Origin of the sequence: Streptomyces sp. NPDC048442, from assembly GCF_040651475.1 — a bacterium.
Lineage (GTDB): Bacteria > Actinomycetota > Actinomycetes > Streptomycetales > Streptomycetaceae > Streptomyces.
Map to the genome: position 1 here is coordinate 37,305 of NZ_JBEZKB010000029.1, position 17,897 is coordinate 55,201.

General features: G+C 71.5%; 14 protein-coding genes and 1 pseudogene. 10 read left to right on the forward strand and 5 right to left on the reverse strand.

Annotation, left to right across the window (positions count from 1 at the left end):
• Window positions 1–58 precede the first annotated feature (58 nt).
• Both AB0D18_RS32990 and AB0D18_RS32995 read right to left on the reverse strand, forming a co-directional pair.
• A pseudogene (locus AB0D18_RS32990) lies at window positions 59–1,335 on the reverse strand (MFS transporter).
• 564 nt (window positions 1,336–1,899) lie between these two features.
• Window positions 1,900–2,394, reverse strand: coding sequence for a hypothetical protein (locus tag AB0D18_RS32995; protein ID WP_362427013.1), 495 nt, complete (start codon window positions 2,392–2,394; stop codon window positions 1,900–1,902).
• A 405-nt stretch (window positions 2,395–2,799) separates the two neighbouring features.
• Between AB0D18_RS32995 and AB0D18_RS33000 the strand changes: the two genes are divergently transcribed.
• Window positions 2,800–3,867, forward strand: a complete 1,068-nt coding sequence (locus AB0D18_RS33000) for a tetratricopeptide repeat protein (RefSeq protein WP_362427015.1) — start codon at window positions 2,800–2,802, stop codon at window positions 3,865–3,867.
• A gap of 224 nt (window positions 3,868–4,091) precedes the next feature.
• On the opposite strand, the gene AB0D18_RS33005 is transcribed toward AB0D18_RS33000, so the two are convergent.
• Window positions 4,092–5,027, reverse strand: a complete 936-nt coding sequence (locus AB0D18_RS33005) for a zinc-binding dehydrogenase (protein WP_362427018.1) — start codon at window positions 5,025–5,027, stop codon at window positions 4,092–4,094.
• Between the two features lie 96 nt (window positions 5,028–5,123).
• Between AB0D18_RS33005 and AB0D18_RS33010 the strand changes: the two genes are divergently transcribed.
• Together AB0D18_RS33010 and AB0D18_RS33015 are read left to right on the forward strand one after the other, a co-directional pair.
• Window positions 5,124–5,591, forward strand: coding sequence for a MarR family winged helix-turn-helix transcriptional regulator (locus AB0D18_RS33010; RefSeq protein WP_362427021.1), 468 nt, complete (start codon window positions 5,124–5,126; stop codon window positions 5,589–5,591).
• 185 nt (window positions 5,592–5,776) lie between these two features.
• Complete coding sequence (locus AB0D18_RS33015) at window positions 5,777–7,246, forward strand: S41 family peptidase (RefSeq protein WP_362427024.1); 1,470 nt, start codon at window positions 5,777–5,779, stop codon at window positions 7,244–7,246.
• Between the two features lie 40 nt (window positions 7,247–7,286).
• Here AB0D18_RS33015 and AB0D18_RS33020 read toward each other — a convergent pair whose 3' ends face one another.
• Window positions 7,287–9,698 (reverse strand): excinuclease ABC subunit UvrA, encoded by a 2,412-nt coding sequence (locus tag AB0D18_RS33020; protein WP_362427026.1) that lies wholly within the window; start codon window positions 9,696–9,698, stop codon window positions 7,287–7,289.
• 523 nt (window positions 9,699–10,221) lie between these two features.
• Between AB0D18_RS33020 and AB0D18_RS33025 the strand changes: the two genes are divergently transcribed.
• The 6 genes from AB0D18_RS33025 (at window position 10,222) to AB0D18_RS33050 (ending at window position 16,034) form a co-directional block, all read left to right on the forward strand.
• On the forward strand, window positions 10,222–10,770 hold the full coding sequence (locus AB0D18_RS33025; protein ID WP_362427029.1) for a hypothetical protein: 549 nt from the start codon (window positions 10,222–10,224) through the stop codon (window positions 10,768–10,770).
• The gene (locus tag AB0D18_RS33030) at window positions 10,767–11,876 is read left to right on the forward strand and encodes a hypothetical protein (RefSeq protein ID WP_362427031.1); all 1,110 of its coding nucleotides are present in this window, start codon (window positions 10,767–10,769) and stop codon (window positions 11,874–11,876) included. The genes AB0D18_RS33025 and AB0D18_RS33030 overlap by 4 nt, the downstream gene beginning before the upstream one ends.
• Before the next feature lie 100 nt (window positions 11,877–11,976).
• Window positions 11,977–12,213, forward strand: a complete 237-nt coding sequence (locus AB0D18_RS33035; protein WP_362427034.1) for an acyl carrier protein — start codon at window positions 11,977–11,979, stop codon at window positions 12,211–12,213.
• Window positions 12,210–13,484 (forward strand): beta-ketoacyl-[acyl-carrier-protein] synthase family protein, encoded by a 1,275-nt coding sequence (locus AB0D18_RS33040; RefSeq protein WP_362427037.1) that lies wholly within the window; start codon window positions 12,210–12,212, stop codon window positions 13,482–13,484. Before AB0D18_RS33035 ends, AB0D18_RS33040 begins: the two co-directional genes overlap by 4 nt.
• A complete protein-coding gene (locus tag AB0D18_RS33045; RefSeq protein WP_362427040.1) occupies window positions 13,481–14,509 on the forward strand; it encodes a hypothetical protein in 1,029 nt (342 codons plus the stop codon). Before AB0D18_RS33040 ends, AB0D18_RS33045 begins: the two co-directional genes overlap by 4 nt.
• Window positions 14,502–16,034 (forward strand): patatin-like phospholipase family protein, encoded by a 1,533-nt coding sequence (locus AB0D18_RS33050; RefSeq protein WP_362427043.1) that lies wholly within the window; start codon window positions 14,502–14,504, stop codon window positions 16,032–16,034. Before AB0D18_RS33045 ends, AB0D18_RS33050 begins: the two co-directional genes overlap by 8 nt.
• 118 nt (window positions 16,035–16,152) lie before the next feature.
• Here AB0D18_RS33050 and AB0D18_RS33055 read toward each other — a convergent pair whose 3' ends face one another.
• Window positions 16,153–16,497, reverse strand: coding sequence for a DoxX family protein (locus AB0D18_RS33055; protein WP_362427046.1), 345 nt, complete (start codon window positions 16,495–16,497; stop codon window positions 16,153–16,155).
• A gap of 198 nt (window positions 16,498–16,695) precedes the next feature.
• Between AB0D18_RS33055 and AB0D18_RS33060 the strand changes: the two genes are divergently transcribed.
• Window positions 16,696–17,883: a PLP-dependent aminotransferase family protein gene (locus tag AB0D18_RS33060; RefSeq protein ID WP_362427049.1), complete on the forward strand. Its 1,188-nt coding sequence runs from the start codon at window positions 16,696–16,698 to the stop codon at window positions 17,881–17,883.
• Window positions 17,884–17,897 lie beyond the last annotated feature (14 nt).

Here is a 17,897-nt window from a genome sequence, read left to right on the forward strand (position 1 = left end):
AGTTCACCGAGCTGGCCCTCGCCCTGTTGGCCACGTTTCTCCTGGCCGCTGCCGGGGGTCAGTGCCGTGCGGCCGGGAGGGTCTTTCCCAGGCGTCGCAAGGGGGACAGGGCCATGAACAGCGGGGAGAGGGCGAGTGCGGACGCGGTCGCCAGCAGGGCGGTGTGCAGGCCCCACCACTCCGCCAGCTGACCGCCGAGCAGTGAACCCAGCGGGGTCAGCCCCATCCCGACGACGTTGATCGTCGCCACGACCCGGCCCTGCAGCCGCACCGGTGTGCGGGCCTGTCGTACGGCCATGACGGTGACGTTGACCGTCTGACTGCCCATGCCGAAGAGGAAGTTGACCGCCATGAGAGTGAGGACCGTCGTCCAGGAGGATCCGGCGGAACCGGGCAGTGCGGGCACGCACAGCATCACCCCGTCGCCCAGCACCGCCGCCCCCACCATCACCCGGCCGTAACCCCACCTCCCGGGCAGCTTCGCGGCCAGCAGCGAGCCGAGCACCGCCCCGGCCCGGCCGCCGCGAGTACGAGCCCGACGGCCGTGCCGGACAGGTGCAGTCCGCGCGGCAGGAAGACCAGCAGCACGGTCAGCAGGGCCGCGAAGGCGAACTGGAAGAGCGCGGAGGCCAGCCCTACGGACCTCAACAGGGCATCTGTGAAGACGAGTTGGAGCCCTTCGCGTACGCGTGACCAGAGGTGCGGTGACGGCCGCTCCGTCCGCGTTCGTACCCGCTCCGCGGCCTCACTGGTCTCCTCGCGTCGGCGAATGCGCCGGATCGACAGGAACGACACCGCGAAGAACAGCGCCCCCGCCCCATTGGCCACCGGCGCCGACAGCAGCGACACCAACGCGCCCCCGAGCGCCGGCCCGCCCGTCTGCGCGGCGGACTTGCTGCCCTCCAGCGCACTGTTCCCGCGCACCAACTCACCGCGCTCGACCAGCCGTACGAGAGAAGCCTGGCAGGCCACGTCGAAGAACACGGACAGCACCCCGACGAGGAATGCGACCAGCAGTAGCAGCGGGAAGCCGAGCCCGCCGATCACGCACGCGATGGGAATCGCCGCGAGCGCGAGGGCGCGGCCGAAGTCCGCCCACACCATCACGTCATGGGTCCGTCGGCGGTCCACCCACGCCCCGGCGAACAGCGAGAACAGCAGGATCGGCGCCTGCTCCACCGCACGCAGGACGCCGAGCCGGCCGGAGTCCGCAGCGAGTGCGACCACGGCCACGAGCGGCAGAGTCACCTGACTGGCATGCGCCCCGAGCTGCGAAAAGGTCTGACCGAACCAGAGCTTGAGGAAGTCGGCGTCCCGCCACGGGGCGGGCGACACGGAAGGAGGGTGGGGCGGGAAAGGGCGGGGTACGGGCGGCACGGGGCTCCCTGGAGCTGCGCAGAGCGGCACCGCCCGTCGGCCGGTCGCACGGTCAGGTGCGCAGGCGGAACGGGGGCGCGTGGAAGAGCTCGCTGTGCCGCAACTCGAAGGCAGCACGCGATGACGGGTCGATCGCGACCTACGACGTCAACGCGTGCTCGTGAGACCGGGACTTCGCACTTCAACTCCTCTCCGTTCAGGCTCTGTTGCAGGCTACCGGAACAGGAAGAGAATCCCTGGGGCGACGGGCGCACCCCCTGCTACCTTCCCCCTCATGGGGATACGGGGGAAGAAGTGGCGGCCCGGTGCGACGGCACCCGCCGCCGGGGAGAACACCGGAGGCCCGCAATGACGGACGGTGCGCAAGGCCAAGGTCGAGGGGAAGAGGCGCAAGGGCCGCCGCATGGGCCACAAGCGCTGAGCGCTGCGCGGCGGAAGGTCGACGAGTACCGGCGGCGGGCCGGTGACGACCCCCGGAGGAGCCTGTCCGATCTCGGCTACGCGCTGTACGAACTGAGCTATTTACTCATGGAAGTACCCGCACTGCACGGCGAGTTGGCCGAGGTCCTGGCGGAAACGGTGAAGGTGTGCCGCCGCCTTGCCGTTCAGGACGCACGCACCTGGCTGCCGGGCCTTGCCCTGGCGTTGGATCAACGCGCCCGTGTCGTAGGCCTGTTGGGGCGCCGGGGTGAAGCGCGCGAGCTGGCTCAGGAGAGCGTCGGACTGTACGAGGGACTCGCGCGGCAGGACCCCGGAACGCATCTCCGCTCTCTGGGCGAGGCGTTGGCCAACCTCGGCAACCAGCTCGCCGAGCTCGGACAGCACCACGAAGCGCTCGACCGGATGCGTGACTCCGTTGACGTGTCCCGCCGCATCGCGGCCCGGAGCCCCGGCGAGGGGGAGGAGGAACTCGCCTCGTCGATGTCGGAGTTGGGGTTGAAGCTGGGGGAAATGGGGCGCCGGGAGGAGGCGGTCACGGTCCTGTGCGAGGCGGTCGAGCGATATCGGGCGTTCCACGGGCGGCAGCAGGATGGAACGAGGTTCGGCAGGCACAGTCCCGGTGCCGGTGCCGGTGCCGGTTCCGGTACGGGCACCGGCCCTGGATCCCGCTCCGGTTCTGGTATGGGTTCCGACACGGGCTCCAGCATGGGCCCCGGCTCCCGGTCCGGGGCGGGTTCCGGTACGAGCTCCAGCGCGAGCCCTGGCTCCCGGTCCGGCACGGATTCTGGTACTGGCCCCGGCTCAGGTACGGGCTCCGGCTCCGGTTCTGGCACGAGTTCCGGTTCCGGTACGGGCCCCGGTTTCCGCTCCGGCAGGGGTCCCGCCCCCGGCCCCCGTGCCCGCACGGGTTCCGACCCCCGTTCCGGCGCGGGCTCCAGCGTGCATGGTCCCGAGTCGGCCGTTGGGCTGGCCGGGCAGTGGGTGGCTCTGCTTGCCCTTGCCCGGGAGCTTCCGCATCTCGGCCGTGCCGACGAGGTGCGCCCGTATCTCGACGAGGCGGCGGATATTTTCCGTCAACTCACCCGCCTCAACCCGGAGTTCCTCGCTTTCCTGACCGCGATGGCGCGCAAGCAAGGCATCACGATCACCGAGGACGGTCGGTTCGCCGAACCCGATCCCGTGGAACACCTGCGCCGCACCACCACCGCACCCCCGGAGCCGGGCGCGCTCGCCCGTATCCAGAAGCTCAACGAGAACGCCCTCCGGCTGGCCACCAGCGGCAGCCTCGACCTGGCTGTCGGCATGGCCCGTGACGCGGTCGACCTGTGCCGGGAGGCCGCCCGGACGAGCCCCGGCGTGAAGATCGCCCTGGCCCGCTCCCTGCACAACCTCGCCCTCGTCCAGTCGTGGAACGGGCAGCTCGCCGATGCGCTCGCCGCCGCCGACGAGTCGGTGCATCTGGGCCGGCGCATGCTCGCCGCGGCCCCCGAGCTCGTACGTCCCCTGCTCGCGGACGCACTCGACACCCTCGCCACCCGGCTCGCGGCGGTCGGCCGTCCGCACGACGCGCTGCCGCCCGCGGAGGAGTCCGTCGCCCTTCACCGGCAGCTCGCCGCCGCCGACCCGACATTCCAACTTGCAGGTATGGCAAGGGTGTTGAACAACCTGAGCAACCGTCTCGTCGGCGCCGACCGGCACGCCGAATCACTCGCGACCACGCAGGAAGTGGTGGCCCTGCACCGGCGACTGCGCGCGGACGAACCCGGCAAGCACCTGACCGGACTGCTGCACGGTCTGGCCAACCTCGGCATCCGGCTGCACCGGATGGGACGCGAGGGTGAAATCCTCGCCCCCACCCAGGAAGCCGTGGAACTGCTCTCCGAACTCACCGAACTCACCGAAATTCACCCCGGCAACGACCTCGCGGGCCTCGCGGAGTCCCTGGCCTGGCTCGGCGACCGCCTCGCCGAACAGGGCCACCGCCCGGAGGGCCGGGCCGCCGTCCGGGCGGCCAAGGACCTGCGGCGCAGGGTGCGCACCGGACGGTAGGGGCTGTTGAACCTCACCGGCCACGGGCCATCGGCCACCGGCTGCGCGTACCGCCCGTAGTTCCGTACGTCCGTACCGTCGAGGGAGAGGTCGCGCCCTGCGAGCTCCCGGTAGTCCCGCCCGGCCCGGCCGAGGAGGGCGGTGAGGGTGTCGGGGCTCGGCTCGGCTCGGCGCTCATGGTGGCGTTGGTTCCTCTCGCGTGGGGAGGCCCGGTGCCTGCCCGGCTAACGGCCCGCGCCGGTCACGAGTACCACCTTGCCCAGATTGCGCCGCTGCTCGATCAGGGCGTGGGCCCGCGCGGCCTCGGCGAGCGGGATCTCCTCGTGCACGGCGGTGCGCAGGGTGCCGGCGTCGCGCAACTGCCACAGCTCGCGCAACCAGCGGTCGTACAGTTCGGGTTGGCCGACGGCAATGGCCCGCATCTGGAAGCCGATCAACGAGGCGCCGCGGACCAGGAGTTCGAACGCCTCGACCGTTCCGCCGCCGGAACTGTAGGCGACCAGCCGGCCGCCCGTCGCCAGCGCCCGGACTGCCGGGTTGAGCAGGTCGCCGCCGACGCCGTCGAGGATCACGTCGTACGGAGCGCCCCAGTCGGCATCCTCGTAGAGGACGATCTCGTCGGCGCCCAACTCCCTGACGAAGTCCGCCTTTTCCGGGCGGCCGACTGCCGCGACGACGCGTCCCGCCCCGCCCGCCCTTGCGTACTGGAGGGCGAGCGTGCCCGTCGCGCTGGCCGCCGCCGTGACCAGGACCGACTCGCCGGGCTGCATGCGGGCGGCCTCGTACGCGCCGCGTGCCACCAGGCCGCTGCGGACGAGGGCGACCGCTTCGGCCGCGCTTGCGTCGGCCGGGATGCGGGACGTCATCGCCGCGCCCAGGACGGCGAACTCGGCGTAGGCGTCGGAGAAGCACAGCCCGGTGACGCGCTCGCCGACGGCGAAGCCGGTGACTTTGGGGCCGAGGGCGGCGATCTCCCCGGCCACCTCACCGCCCAGCGTCGTGGGTTCGCCGCTCGCGAGGACCTTGCGCACGGCAGGCAGGGTCACCCCGATCGCCTCGACCCTGACCAGTATTTCTCCGGGCCCTGCCCGTGGCACATCGGCCTCTTCGACGAACAGCGCGGTGGGACCGCCGTTGACCTGATGGTGGATGCGCAGCACAGGACCTCCCGGAATCGACCGTAAAACCCGTTGGGAGTCCCCACGGTAGAGGAAAGTCATAGGGAGGTCCAATGAAATATTGGATAGGATCCAGCCATGACTTCGGACGCTGTCCCCACCCGGCCCGCTTCGTTCACACCAGCCCTCCAGCACATCCAGTCCCTGCCCAGCTGGCTCGTCGGCCGGGTCGCGGCGCGCGGCCGTGGCCTGGTCGCCGACGCGATCGCCGCCGAGGGGCTGAAGCTCATGCAGCACGCGGTACTCGCCGCGACCGCCGAGTACGGTCCCGTCGCCCAGGCCGAGTTGGGCCGTCGGCTCGCCGTCGACCCCAAGGACATGGTCGGCATCCTCAACCACCTCCAGGCGGCGGGTCTGGTCCTGCGTACCCCGGACCCCGTCGACCGCCGCAAGAACGCCGTCACCGTCACCCCGAAGGGCACCGCGACTCTCGGCCGCTGCGCGGACCTCGCCGAAGCGGCCAACGCGGAGCTGCTCGCGCCGCTCTCACCGGAGGAACAGGGGCAGTTGCTGGCGCTGCTCGGGCGGCTCCACAAGGCGTCGTAAGGATCAGTAAGGGGCAGCAAGGGTCAGCATGGGTCAGTAAGTAAGCCGGAGCGCACCAGAGTTCACGGGGGGGGGAAGGCCCCCGTCCCGCAGTGGGGGCGATCGGCTGGTGGGGTTCCGCCGTGGCGCGGGAGGGTGGTCGGGACGAGAGTTCCGGGAAGCGCGTACGGATGAGGTGCTGGCGAATGTTCGGGAGTACGGGGCGACCGGGAGCGCGTACGGCGACGAAGTGGGGAGCGGTCGCTGTGGCGGCCGCAGCGGCTGCCACAGCGCTGGTGGTGGTGCCGACGGGCGCCGCGGCGCAGGATGCGCGGCCATCGGCCGGGAGCGGCGCGGGTGCGGGTGCGGCGCTGGAGGGTGCCTGGCGGAGTGACGGGTACCAGCAGTATGTGACGGTGCACCAGGGCAAGCTGCGGAGTTACGAGTTCTCCGCTGCGGGGTGCCTGCCGGGGCAGATGCAGTTGAGCGCGGGGAAGGCCGCTGCCGGCAAGGGCGGCGTGCCCTTCCGGGACAAGGACGGGGTGCGCTGGCTGACGCTTCGTACGGCAGGAGCCGACAACGCCCGCCTCGCGCCTGCCGGTTCGGTGGGGGAGTGGCGCCTGGAGCGGATCGCCGCACTGCCCGCCGGCTGTGCGCTTCCCCCGGCTGCCGACCCGGTGCACACCTTCGACGTGTTCTGGTCGACCCTCCGCGAGAACTACCCCTTCCTCCGCGCCAAGGGCGTCGACTGGGACGCGATGCGGGCCACGTACCGCCCCCAGGTGAATGCCGGCACGAGCGACGACCGGCTCTTCGAGATCCTGAGCGCGATGATCGAGCCGCTGCACGACATGCACACCCAGCTCCGCGACGCCACCGGCAAGCGTCACACCCTCAACGTCCGGCCCGGCACCTTCTTCGGCGACGAGAAGTACCGGGAGCGGGTGGGAGCTGTGACGCGCGCCCAACTGCCCGAGAAGATAGAGGAGTTCGCGGACGGACAGATCCAGTACGCGGACCTCGGGCGCGGCACCGGTTACCTCCGCGTCACGATCTTCGCCGGGTACGGAGGCAAGGACGGGCCGGTCGGCCCCGATGCGGACGCCGCCGTCCTGGACCGGGCGCTGGCCGCCGTCTTCACCGAGAAGCGGGTGCGGGCCATGCGCGGCCTGGTCGTCGACCTCCGCCTCAACGGGGGCGGCGCAGACGCGCTGGGCATCAAGATCGCGGGGCGACTGACGGACCGTGCCTACACCGCGTACACGAAGGTCGCCCGCAACGACCCGGACAATGAGGGGAGTTGGACGCCTCCGCAGCCGATCACGGTCCGCCCGGCGGCAGGCCCCCGCTTCACCGGGCCCGTCGCCGTACTCGGCGGCCCGCTCACCATCAGCGCCGGAGAGTCCTTCGCCCAGTCGCTCATCGGCCGCACGCCCGCGCCGATCCGTATCGGCGAACCCACCCAGGGAGTCTTCTCCGACACCATGCAGCGCGCCCTGCCGAACGCCTGGACCCTGACCGTCCCCAACGAGAAGTTCCTCGACAAGGACGGCAGGACCTACGACGGGGCAGGGATACCACCCACCCACCCCGAACCGGTGTACAAGGAGGCCGACTTGGAGAATTTCCGTGACCCGGCTCTGCAGAGGGCGTTGCGGGAGCTGCGGGCTCGCTGAGCGGGCGGACGGGGGGCGGACGGGGGCGGGCGGGGGCGGCTCAGCCGGCCACGTACTGCGCCAAGTGCTCGCCCGTGAGGGTCGCGCGGGAGGCGGCCAGATTGGACGGGGTGCCCTCGAAGACGATTTTGCCGCCGTCGTGGCCCGCGCCGGGGCCGAGGTCGATGATCCAGTCGGCGTGGGCCATGACCGCCTGGTGGTGCTCGACGACGATGACCGACTTGCCCGAGTCGACCAACCGGTCGAGCAGGCCGAGGAGTTGCTCGACATCGGCGAGGTGAAGGCCGGTGGTTGGTTCGTCGAGGAGGTAGATGCCGCCCTTCTCGGACATGTGGGTGGCCAGCTTGAGGCGCTGCCGCTCGCCGCCGGACAGCGTGGTGAGCGGCTGCCCGAGACTGAGGTAGCCGAGTCCGACGTCGGCGAGGCGGGTGAGGATGCGGTGCGCTGCGGGGGTGTGGGCCTCGCCCGAGGCGAAGAACTCCGCCGCTTCCGTCACCGGCATCGCGAGCACCTCGCTGATGTCACGGCCGCCGAAGCGGTATTCGAGGACCGACGCCTGGTACCGCTTCCCCTCGCACTCCTCGCAGGGGGAGGAGACGCCGGTCATCATCCCCAGGTCGGTGAAGATGACGCCCGCGCCATTGCAATTCGGGCAGGCGCCCTCGGAGTTGGCGCTGAACAGCGCCGGCTTCACTCCATTGGCCTTCGCGAACGCCTTGCGGATCGGGTCGAGCAGTCCGGTGTACGTCGCCGGGTTGCTGCGCCGCGAACCGCGGATCGCGCCCTGGTCGATGGAGACCACACCCTCGCCCTTGGGCAGCGAGCCGTGTACGAGGGAGCTCTTGCCGGAGCCCGCCACGCCCGTGATCACGCAGAGCACCCCGAGCGGGACGTCGACGTCGACATCCTGGAGGTTGTTGGTGGTGGCGCCCCGGATCTCCAGCACGCCGTCGTGCCCCCGTACCGTCTCCTTGAAGGTGGCCCGGTCGTCGAAGTGGCGGCCGGTGACGGTCTTGCTGGTCCGCAGCCCTTCCACCGTGCCCTCGAAGCAGACCGTGCCGCCCGCCGTGCCGGCGCCGGGGCCGAGGTCGACGACGTGGTCGGCAATCCGAATCGTCTCCGGCTTGTGCTCCACGACGAGGACCGTGTTCCCCTTGTCCCGCAGCCGGAGGAGGAGGTTGTTCATCCGCTCGATGTCGTGCGGGTGCAGGCCGATGGTGGGCTCGTCGAAGACGTACGTGACGTCGGTGAGCGCGGAACCGAGGTGGCGGACCATCTTCACGCGCTGCGCCTCGCCGCCCGACAGGGTGCCCGACGCCCGGTCGAGCGAGAGGTAGCCGAGGCCGATCTCCACGAAGGAGTCGAGGGCGTCCCGCAACGCGGTGAGCAGCGGAGCGACAGTGGGGTATCCCCTGCTCGAAGAGCTTGGGGAAGGCTCCTGCAGACCGCGTACCCACTCGGCCAGGTCCCTGATCTCCATCGCGCAGGCGTCCGCGATGGAGAGCTTCTTGATCTTCGACGACCTGGCGAGCTCGCTCAGCCGGGTGCCGTCGCACTCGGGGCAGACGGCGAAGGTGACCGCGCGGTCCACGAACTCCCGGATGTGCGGCTGCATCGACTCCCGGTCCTTGGCCAGGAACGACTTCTGGATCTTGGGGATGAGCCCCTCGTAGGTGAGGTTCACGCCGTCGACCTTCACCTTGACCGGCTCGTGGTGGAGGAAGTTCTCCATTTCCCGCTTGGTGAACCTGGCGATCGGCTTGTCCGGGTCGAGGAGGCCCGACTCGGCGTAGACCCGCACGGTCCAGAAGCTGTCCGACTTCCAGCCGGGGATGGTGAACGCGCCGCCGGCGAGAGACTTGGAGTCGTCGTACAGCTGGGTGAGGTCGATGTCGGAGACCGAGCCCCGGCCCTCGCAGCGCGTGCACATGCCGCCGGTGCGGTTGAAGGTCGCCTTCACTGTCTTCTTGTGGCCGCGCTCGACGGTGATCGCACCGCTCGCATGGACCGAGGCGACATTGAACGCGAACGCGCCGGGCGAGCCGATGTGCGGCTTCCCGAGCCGGCTGAAGAGGATGCGGAGCATCGCGTTGGCGTCCGTCGCGGTGCCGACCGTGGAGCGCGGGTCGGAGCCCAGCCGCTGCTGGTCGACGATGATCGCCGTCGTCAGCCCTTCGAGCACGTCGACCTCGGGGCGCGCCAGCGTCGGCATGAAGCCCTGCACGAAGGCGCTGTACGTCTCGTTGATCAGCCGCTGCGACTCGGCGGCGACCGTGTCGAACACCAGTGAGCTCTTGCCCGAACCGGAGACGCCGGTGAACACCGTCAGCTGGCGCTTCGGGATGTCGATGCTGACGTCCTTGAGGTTGTTCACGCGTGCGCCGTGCACCCGGATCAGGTCATGGCTGCGGGCGGCGTCTGAGCCTGTCGCCGTCCTCGTGGCCTTGCTCATGGTGTCTCCATCTGTCGTGCGGGCCGCTTCCACGTCCTCGCCGGCGTCCATGCAGGTCACGCTAGTGCGGCTGGGGTCTTCTGCGCTTCTCGAATCCTGACCGGTACGGTCGCGCCGTCGCCCCCGGTCGGGGAGCTCGACCGGGGGCGAATCAAGTGCCACTCTCCCAAGTAGACGCTCTCTCAAGGGAGTTGGCATGGGAGCTGTGGCGACGGAGTGGCGGCGGGCACTGCGCCCGGCCGTGGTGTTGGCGTGCGTCTGTGCGGCGGGAGTGGCGTGCAACGGCGGGGAATCCGGATCCTCAGGCGGCGGGGCGGCAGCACCGGGAATCACGGGAGGGCTGACGGGAGGCGCTACGGGCGGGGACGGCGGGGATGGTGGGTCCGACGGGTCCGACGGGGGCGGGAGTACGGGTGGGGCTGGTGGGTCCGGTGGTACGAATGGGACCAGTGGTGCTGGGAGCTCCAGCGGTACGGGCGGTACGGGCGGGCCGGGCAGCACCGGCGGGTCCGGTGGGGCGAGTGTGGGCAGTGGGAACGCCGGGAACGGCGGGGGCAGCGTCGGCGGACGCAGTGGCACTGGTGGGAGCAACGGCAACGGCAACGGCGGTGGCAACGGCGGCAACGGTGGCAACGGCAATGGCGGCGGCAATGGCAACGGCGGCGGGCCGAAGGTGCCGGGGTCTCCGATGACCATTCCGGACATCAACAAGTTCGAGGGGCGACCGCTGGGGGACGATGCCGAGGGGCGCGCCAACTGGGCGGTCCTGAAAGGCAAGTTCCAGCAGTGCGACGGCGCCGTCTGCGTGCGGCTCGTGCGGACAGCGGTGCCGTACGACCTGGGTCAGCCCTGCGGATACCTGGACGCCGTGCCTCCCCGGAACCCGTACTACCGGGGCGACGTCATCCGCATCCACGTGACGGCCCCCTGTCCACCCACCTCCTCACCCACCTCCTCACCCACCAGCGGTACGACCACGCCTCCGCCGGTAACCGGCACCCCCGGCGCCGGCACCCCTGGTCCCCCTACTGCCCCCGGCACCCCTCGCACCCCCAGCTCGCCCGCTCCATGACCACGGCCAGAACCCCGCCCGACGACCCCGCCCAGCCGCTTCCCGGCCCCGGCCCCGACTCCGGCATTCACCGGTTCGGTGCGCTCTTCGGGGCCGTCATCGCTCCGACCAGCTTCGTCACCGCGCTCCTTTACTACTTCGGTCTGAACCAGGCGTCCTGGTTCTACGCGTACTTCGGCGTCAACTCCACCACCCTCGGTCTCGGCACCACCGACTACCTGGTCATCAGCGTGGACGCCATGTTCAACCCCATGGTCGCCACCGCCGCCGGCGGCCTCCTCGCCTTCTGGGGCCACGATCTGCTCCGCACCCGCCTCGCCGCCGGTGGCCGGCCCCGCGTACTGCGGCTCCTGCTTCCCGCCCTTGCCGCTGTGGGTCTGCTGCTGGCGGTCGGCGGGCTCTTGAGCGTGTTCGACCGCGACTTCTTTCTCCGCAGACAGTTCGTCGCGGCCCCGCTGAGCCTCGCCGCCGGAGTGATCCTGCTCGCGTACGCCCTCCACCTGCGGCGCACCCTGGGACCGCCGCCGCCGCCGCGGCCGCCGGAAACGGAGCCGGAGCCCACCCTCGTACCGCCAGATGGCGGAGGGGGAGAGGGGGAAGGAGCGAGGGGAGAGGGAAACGCCGCTCCTCCTCCCGCCCCCGCACCCCCGCGCCCCTCAACTGCCGTTCCCGCCACCCCCCTTCCCTCCCCGCTCCTCCGCCCCGAGTGGGCCGCCGTCGCCGAGTGGGCCGTCATCTTCGTCCTGGTCGGGCTGAGCCTCGTCTGGGCCGCCACCGACTACGCGGCCGCCGTCGGCAGGGACCGCGCCGACCGGTTCGTCTCGAAGCTCCCCACCTCCACCACCACCGTCCTGCGCAGCACCCGCAGCCTCGGCCTCGACGTCCCCGGCGTACGCGAGATGCGCTGCGCCGACACCAAATCGGCTTACCCGTACCGCTACGAGGGCCTGGTCCTCGTCATCCAGTCCGCCAACCAGTACGTCTTCCTCCCGCGGTCCTGGAGACCGGACAACGGCGTCGCGGTGATGCTGCCGCGCACCGACTCCGTACGCCTGGAGTTCGTTCCGCACCGGGCCGGCGGCGCCCTCGGCCGTCCCACCTGCTGACGTGCCGGCGCGAGGACACGAGTATCTATAAGTAAGTGTTTGTCATATAAAGGCGGTAATGTCCGGCAATCCGGTTCATCAGGAATGCAAGGAGACAGCCGTGACAGCCGTGTTCGCTGAAGTCAGGGTGCTGATGGCGGAAACGCTGCGGATCCCGGCGGCCGACATCCGTCCCGACGGGTCGCTGGACGACCTGCAGGTGGATTCGCTCGCGATGGCGGAGCTCTGCGTCGTACTGGAGAGCACCTACGGCAGCAAGGTGGACGGCGACCGGCTGGCACGGGCCAGGACCGTGGACGAGCTGGTCACGCTCGTGGAGAAGGGCATCCGCCGGTGACGGAGACTGCCGTGGTCACGGGGCTCGGTCTGGTCACTGCGGCGGGCATCGGCGTACCGGCCAGCTGGGAGGCGATCTGCGCCGGGCGCGGCACGGCGACCCTGGGCAACAGCCCCGGCAGCCCCGGCAGCCCCGGCAGCCCCGGCAGCCCAGGCCCCGAGGCCGGCTCCGGGCAGGCCCCCGGCCACCTCACCTGCCGCGTCCCCGGTTTCGACGCCGATTCCCTCCTGGGTGCGCGTGAGGCCCACCGGCTCGATCGGTTCAGTCAGTTCGCGCTCGTCGCCGCCGCCGAAGCCCTCGCGGACGCCGGACTCGACACGGACTCCTGGGACGGGACGCGGGTCGGCGTCGTGCTCGGCACCGCCTTCGGCGGCGTGAACGCGTACACCGTCGCCCAGCAGGCCCTCGACGGCCGGGGCGCACACGCCGTCTCACCCCTGCTCCTCCCCCTGTACCTGCCGAACATGGTCGCCGGGCAGACCGCGATCGCCCACCGCGCCACCGGCCCCTGCCTGGTGGTCAGCACCGCCTGCGCCTCCGGGGCCAGCGCCATCGGCGTCGCGCGCGACATGCTGCTCGCCGGGCGCTGCGACATCGTGATCACCGGCGGCAGCGATGCCGCGCTGACCCCCGCCGTGCTGTCCGGTTTCGCCCGCCTCGGGGCGCTCTCGGGGCCCGGCGACGGCGACCCGGCTACCGCGTCCCGCCCCTTCGACACCGCCCGCGACGGCTTCGTCGCGGCCGAGGGCGCGGGCGTGCTGATCCTGGAGCGCGAGTCCCACGCACGTGCGCGCGGCGCCCGGGTCCAGGCCCGGCTGGCCGGTTACGGGGCCAGTGCCGACGCCCACCACCCCGTGGCCCCGCACCCGGACGGCACCGGTCTGGAGTCGGCGGTACGGGGCGCGCTGGCCGACGCGGGACTGGCGGCGGGGGACGTGGACCACGTCAGCGCCCACGCCACCAGCACGCCCCTGGGCGACGCGGTGGAAGCCGCGGTCCTCGCCCGGCTCCTGCCGCACCGCCCGCTCGTCACCTCGGTCAAGGGCGTCATCGGCCACGCCCTGGGGGCCGCGGGTGCCATCGAGGCGGTCTGCTCGGTGCTGTCCGTGACGCGCGGGACGGTGCCGCCGACGGCCAACCTCACCGCGGCGGACCCCGAGTGCGACCTGGACATCGCCCGTACCGTCGTACGGAGGAAGGTGGACGCGGTCCTCACCACGTCCGTCGGCTTCGGCGGCCAGAACGCGGCGTTGGTGGTGACCGCACCGTGAACCCCCGCCGCGGCCTGTCCTGCCACCCCCACCGCCTCCCCCGGGTCCGGGCGTCCGTGCGCGGGCTGAAGCTGCTGGGTGCGTACGTCACCCGGTTCGAGGCCCCGGTGCTGCTGGCCGTACTGCGCGGCCGGGCCTCGGACACGCAGGAGTGCGAGCGGCTGCTGGCGCGGCTCACCCACCGGGTGTTCACCGAGGGACTGCGCCGGGCCGGGCTCACCCTGGACACGGGCGGCGGCCTGCCGCTGCCCGCGCCCGACCGCCCCGTTCTGCTGCTGATGCGGCACTCCGGGCCGCTCAACTTCCACCTCGCGGGGCTGCTCGGCTGCCACCTCCTGGGCCGGGGCCTGCTCAGCGTGGGGCGTACCCTCCCCGGCCTGGACCCGGCGGTCGGGCTCCTCGTCCGCAGGCTCAGGGTGGACCTGATCCGCTGGAACAGGAGCGGCCCGGCCCGCGCCATGCGGGTGCTGATCCACCACTCCCGGGACATGGGGCTGCGCGACGTCCTCGCGTACTTCCCCGAAGGCGTGAACATGACCGCCGCAGGGCGCCGCAGGAGCCTCGCCGCGCTGGACCGTGCCGATCCCGAACGGGCCCGCTGGGCAAGGAAGTTGAGGCATGTGCTGCCGCCGGTTTCCGCCGGCGCCGCGCGCGTGCTGTCCCAGGCGACGGAGGCGGACGTGCTCGTCGTCGGCCACACCGGCCTGGAGGACCTCGTTGGCGGCGTCGTCGACATCGGCTACCCGCCGCCCCCGGTGGACGACCGCCGCATCCACCTCACCTGGTGGCACACGCGGGCCGAGGACGTGCCCCGCGAACCCGCGGCGGCGGCCGCCTGGCTCGACGGGCAGTGGGCGGCCATGGACGAGTGGATCGCCCGCAAGCGCGGTGCGCCGGGCCCGGCGCCCGAAGAGGTCCCAGCCCCGGACGTCCCGTACACCCCGGACATCCCGTGCACCCCGGACGTCCCGTACGACCCGTACATCCGAAACCGCACCCCAGTGGGAGGCCCCGGCCATGACTGACACACCCTCCCCCCGCGTCGCCTTCGTCCTGGGCGGTGGCGGGCTCCTCGGCGGCTATCAAGTGGGCATGGTGCGCGCCCTGTTCGAGCGCGGCATCACCCCCGACTTCGTCATCGGCACGTCGATCGGCTCCGTGCAGGGCGCCATGATCGCAAGGAATCCCACTCCGACCGTGTACCAGGAGATGGAGAACTTCTGGCGGGACCTGGTCGCCAGCAAGACGATGCGGCTGAACGCGCGCAGCATCCTCAACGCCCTGTCCCTGCGCCCGGCGCTCAACTCCAACGAAGTGCTCCGCAGGGTGCTCACCAAGCACCTCGGCGCCTCCACGCGCATCGAGGACCTGGCGGTGCCCTACCAGTGCACGGCCGTCTCCATCGAGCGGGCCACCGTCCGCTACTTCGACTCGGGCCCGCTCGTCCCCTCCGCCATGGCGTCCGCTGCGATCCCGGGGCTGTGGCCGCCCATGCGGATCGGCGACGAGCACTACGTCGACGGTGGCGTGGCCGAGTCCGTGCCCATCACGCGGTCGATCGCCCACGGCGCGACGACGGTGTACGTGCTGCGGATGCGGCAGAAGGAGAAGCAGCTGCGACCCGCCCGCTTCCCCTGGGAACTGGGCGGCACGGTCCTGGAGCTGTCCCGCCGCCACCACCTCCACCACGCCCTCAACAGCAGGCCGGACGGCGTTTCGGTGCACGTCCTGCCCAGCGGCGAGGACCTGATGGAGCCGCCGGACAACGGGGCGTGGACCACCCGGCGCGAGGAGCTCGCCACCATCCACCGGCGGGCGGAGAGCGGCTACCGGGCGGCGGCCCGCTTCCTCGACGAGCAGGAGAACCGGCGGCCGACGGCCCCCCGCCGCAGTGCCCCCGCCGTGTCGTCCGTACGCAGGCCGCTGACGCCGTTCGTGGAGCGCAAGCTCCGCGCGCACTTCGACGTGTACGACACGGAGGCCAACGGCGTCGTCTCCGGTACGGACTTCCGGCGGGCGGCCCGGCGGGTCGCGGGTGCCTTCGGGCACGGGGAGGGCGGTGCGCACACCCTCGCTCTGGAGCGGGAGTTCACCACGTACTGGGAGAATCTCGCGGCGGCCGCAGGGGCAGCGCGAAAGGCCGCGGGCGCAGGCCCGGGTGCGGGCCCGGGTGCGGGTGTCGGCACGAGTGGCGGCGTGGACGCGGTGACGCTGGAGCGGGAGCCGTTCTGCAAGGCCCTGGCCAAGATCACGTCGAGTTCCGCCGCTTACACCACGCATCTGCTGCCCGTGGTGGCGGCGATCCTGTCGGCGGCCGACCACGACAACGACGGCTTCCTGAACGCCGCCGAGACCGGTCGCCTGCTGCGCGCCCTGGGCGTCGCCGAGGCCGAAAGTGGCACGGTGGCACGGCGGTTGGACACCAACGGCGACGGGGTCACCAGCCTGGACGAGCTGGCGGAGGCATTCCACGACTACTTCACGAGCAGCGAACCGGGCTGCGTGGGAAACCAGTTGTTCGGCACCGACTACCAACTCAAGGGAAAATAGCGCTCGCGCCCCACACCGCCCGCGCCCCACACCGCCCCGCCCCGCCCGAGGGGCAGCGGTGCGGATCCGAACTCGTTGCTGATACCGCACGTCCAGCGCATACCGGACGAGGCGCTCCTCAGGCGGCAGCCCTCAGGGCCAAGGTCGCGATGGCCAGCACAAGGAACGGGTACTGCAGACCGAAGGAGTAGTCGCGTGCCCTCCAGTGGGTCACGACGGCGGCGGCGAAGAAGAGAACGAGACCGGCCGCCGCAGCCATGGCGATCACCGGTATCCAGAAGCCGATGAGCAGTCCGAGTGCGGCCGCCGCCTTGGGGACTCCGAGCCAGGGCATCCACGACCGAGGCACGCCGACCGTGTCCATGGCGACACCGACACGCTCCCAACGTACGAAGTCGGCGCCTGCCGAGAACAGGCAGTACGCGATGGTCAGTGCGGTGACGATTGCATAGGCAACGGTCATGGGGCTCAGCTCCAGGGGTCCCGGCGGACAGGGCACTTCTGCCTCTATGACGGATGAGCCGGTTCAGATGTGACGGGAGCCGGGCCGATCGCCTGTCTTCACCGCTGCTCCCACCTTGTTCGATCTTGCCCGGTGTCATGTGTTCGGATGCTGGAATCCCCCTGAATACGGGGCTTCCGCTTCGTAGGGTCTGCAGATATGACCACCACCGCAGCCGTTCCCGCCCTTGCCGCCCGTACCGCCGCCGTCGGAGGGTCTCCCGTCCGGGAGATCCTGGCGCTGACCGACGCCCCCGACGTCATCTCCTTCGCGGGCGGTCTGCCCGCTCCCGAGCTGTTCGACGCCGTGGGCATACGGGCCGCGTACGACGCCGTGCTGCGGGAGTCGCCGCGGCGGGTGCTCCAGTACTCGACGACCGAGGGCGACCCGGCGCTGCGTGCGGCCGTCGCCGCCCGGCTCGCCGTGCGGGGCCTGCCGACCGACGTCGACGACCTGCTGATCACCAGCGGCTCGCAGCAGGGGCTCTCGTTGCTCGCCTCCGCCCTCCTCGAACCCGGCGACACCGTCCTGGTCGAGGACCCCACGTACCTTGCCGCGCTCCAGTGCTTCGGGCTCGCGGGCGCACGGATTGTTCCGGTCCCCACGGACGACGAGGGCGTCGTCCCGGACGCCCTGGACGCGCTCGTCGCCTCCGAGCGGCCCAAAATGCTCTACCTGGTCCCCAACTTCCAGAACCCCACCGGCCGTACGCTCCCCCTCGCCCGCCGTCGCGCCGTCGCCGAGATCGCGGCCAGGCGCGGGCTCTGGGTCGTCGAGGACGACCCGTACGGCGAACTGCGCTTCGAGGGCGAGCCGGTGCCGTGGATCTCCCAGTGCCCCGGCGCGGCGGACCGTACGGTCCTGCTCAGCAGCTTCTCCAAGGTGATGGCCCCCGGGCTGCGGCTCGGCTGGCTGCGCGGACCGGCCGCGCTCCGGCGGGCCTGCGTGATCGCCAAGCAGGCCGCCGACCTGCACACCCCGACCCTCGACCAGGCGGCGGCGGCCCGCTACCTCGCCGACAGCGACCTGGACGCCCACCTCGCCGTCGTCCGCGACGCCTACCGCGTGCGCCGTGACGCGCTGCTGGCCGGACTGGCCGGCGCACTGCCGCCCGGCAGCACCTGGAACCATCCCGAGGGCGGCATGTTCCTCTGGGCCCGCCTCCCCGAGGGGAGTGACGCAACTGCCCTGCTGGAGAAGGCAGTTGCCCACCAGGTGGCCTACGTTCCCGGTGCCCCGTTCTACGCGGGCAGCCCGGACCCGGCGACCCTGCGCCTCTCCTTCACCACCCACACGCCCGACGAGATCGAGATCGGCCTGACCCGGCTGGCCGGGGCGCTCGGCTGAGCAGGACCCGGTCG

What these genes read in the sequence shown, in the direction of transcription:
- AB0D18_RS33010 (WP_362427021.1), top strand. Translation starts at nt 5,124, where the DNA reads ATGACTTCGGACGCTGTCCCCACCCGGCCCGCTTCGTTCACACCAGCC.
- AB0D18_RS33015 (WP_362427024.1), top strand. Translation starts at nt 5,777, where the DNA reads ATGTTCGGGAGTACGGGGCGACCGGGAGCGCGTACGGCGACGAAGTGG.
- AB0D18_RS33020 (WP_362427026.1), bottom strand. Translation starts at nt 9,698, where the DNA reads ATGAGCAAGGCCACGAGGACGGCGACAGGCTCAGACGCCGCCCGCAGC.
- AB0D18_RS33030 (WP_362427031.1), top strand. Translation starts at nt 10,767, where the DNA reads ATGACCACGGCCAGAACCCCGCCCGACGACCCCGCCCAGCCGCTTCCC.
- AB0D18_RS33050 (WP_362427043.1), top strand. Translation starts at nt 14,502, where the DNA reads ATGACTGACACACCCTCCCCCCGCGTCGCCTTCGTCCTGGGCGGTGGC.
- AB0D18_RS33055 (WP_362427046.1), bottom strand. Translation starts at nt 16,497, where the DNA reads ATGACCGTTGCCTATGCAATCGTCACCGCACTGACCATCGCGTACTGC.
- AB0D18_RS33060 (WP_362427049.1), top strand. Translation starts at nt 16,696, where the DNA reads ATGACCACCACCGCAGCCGTTCCCGCCCTTGCCGCCCGTACCGCCGCC.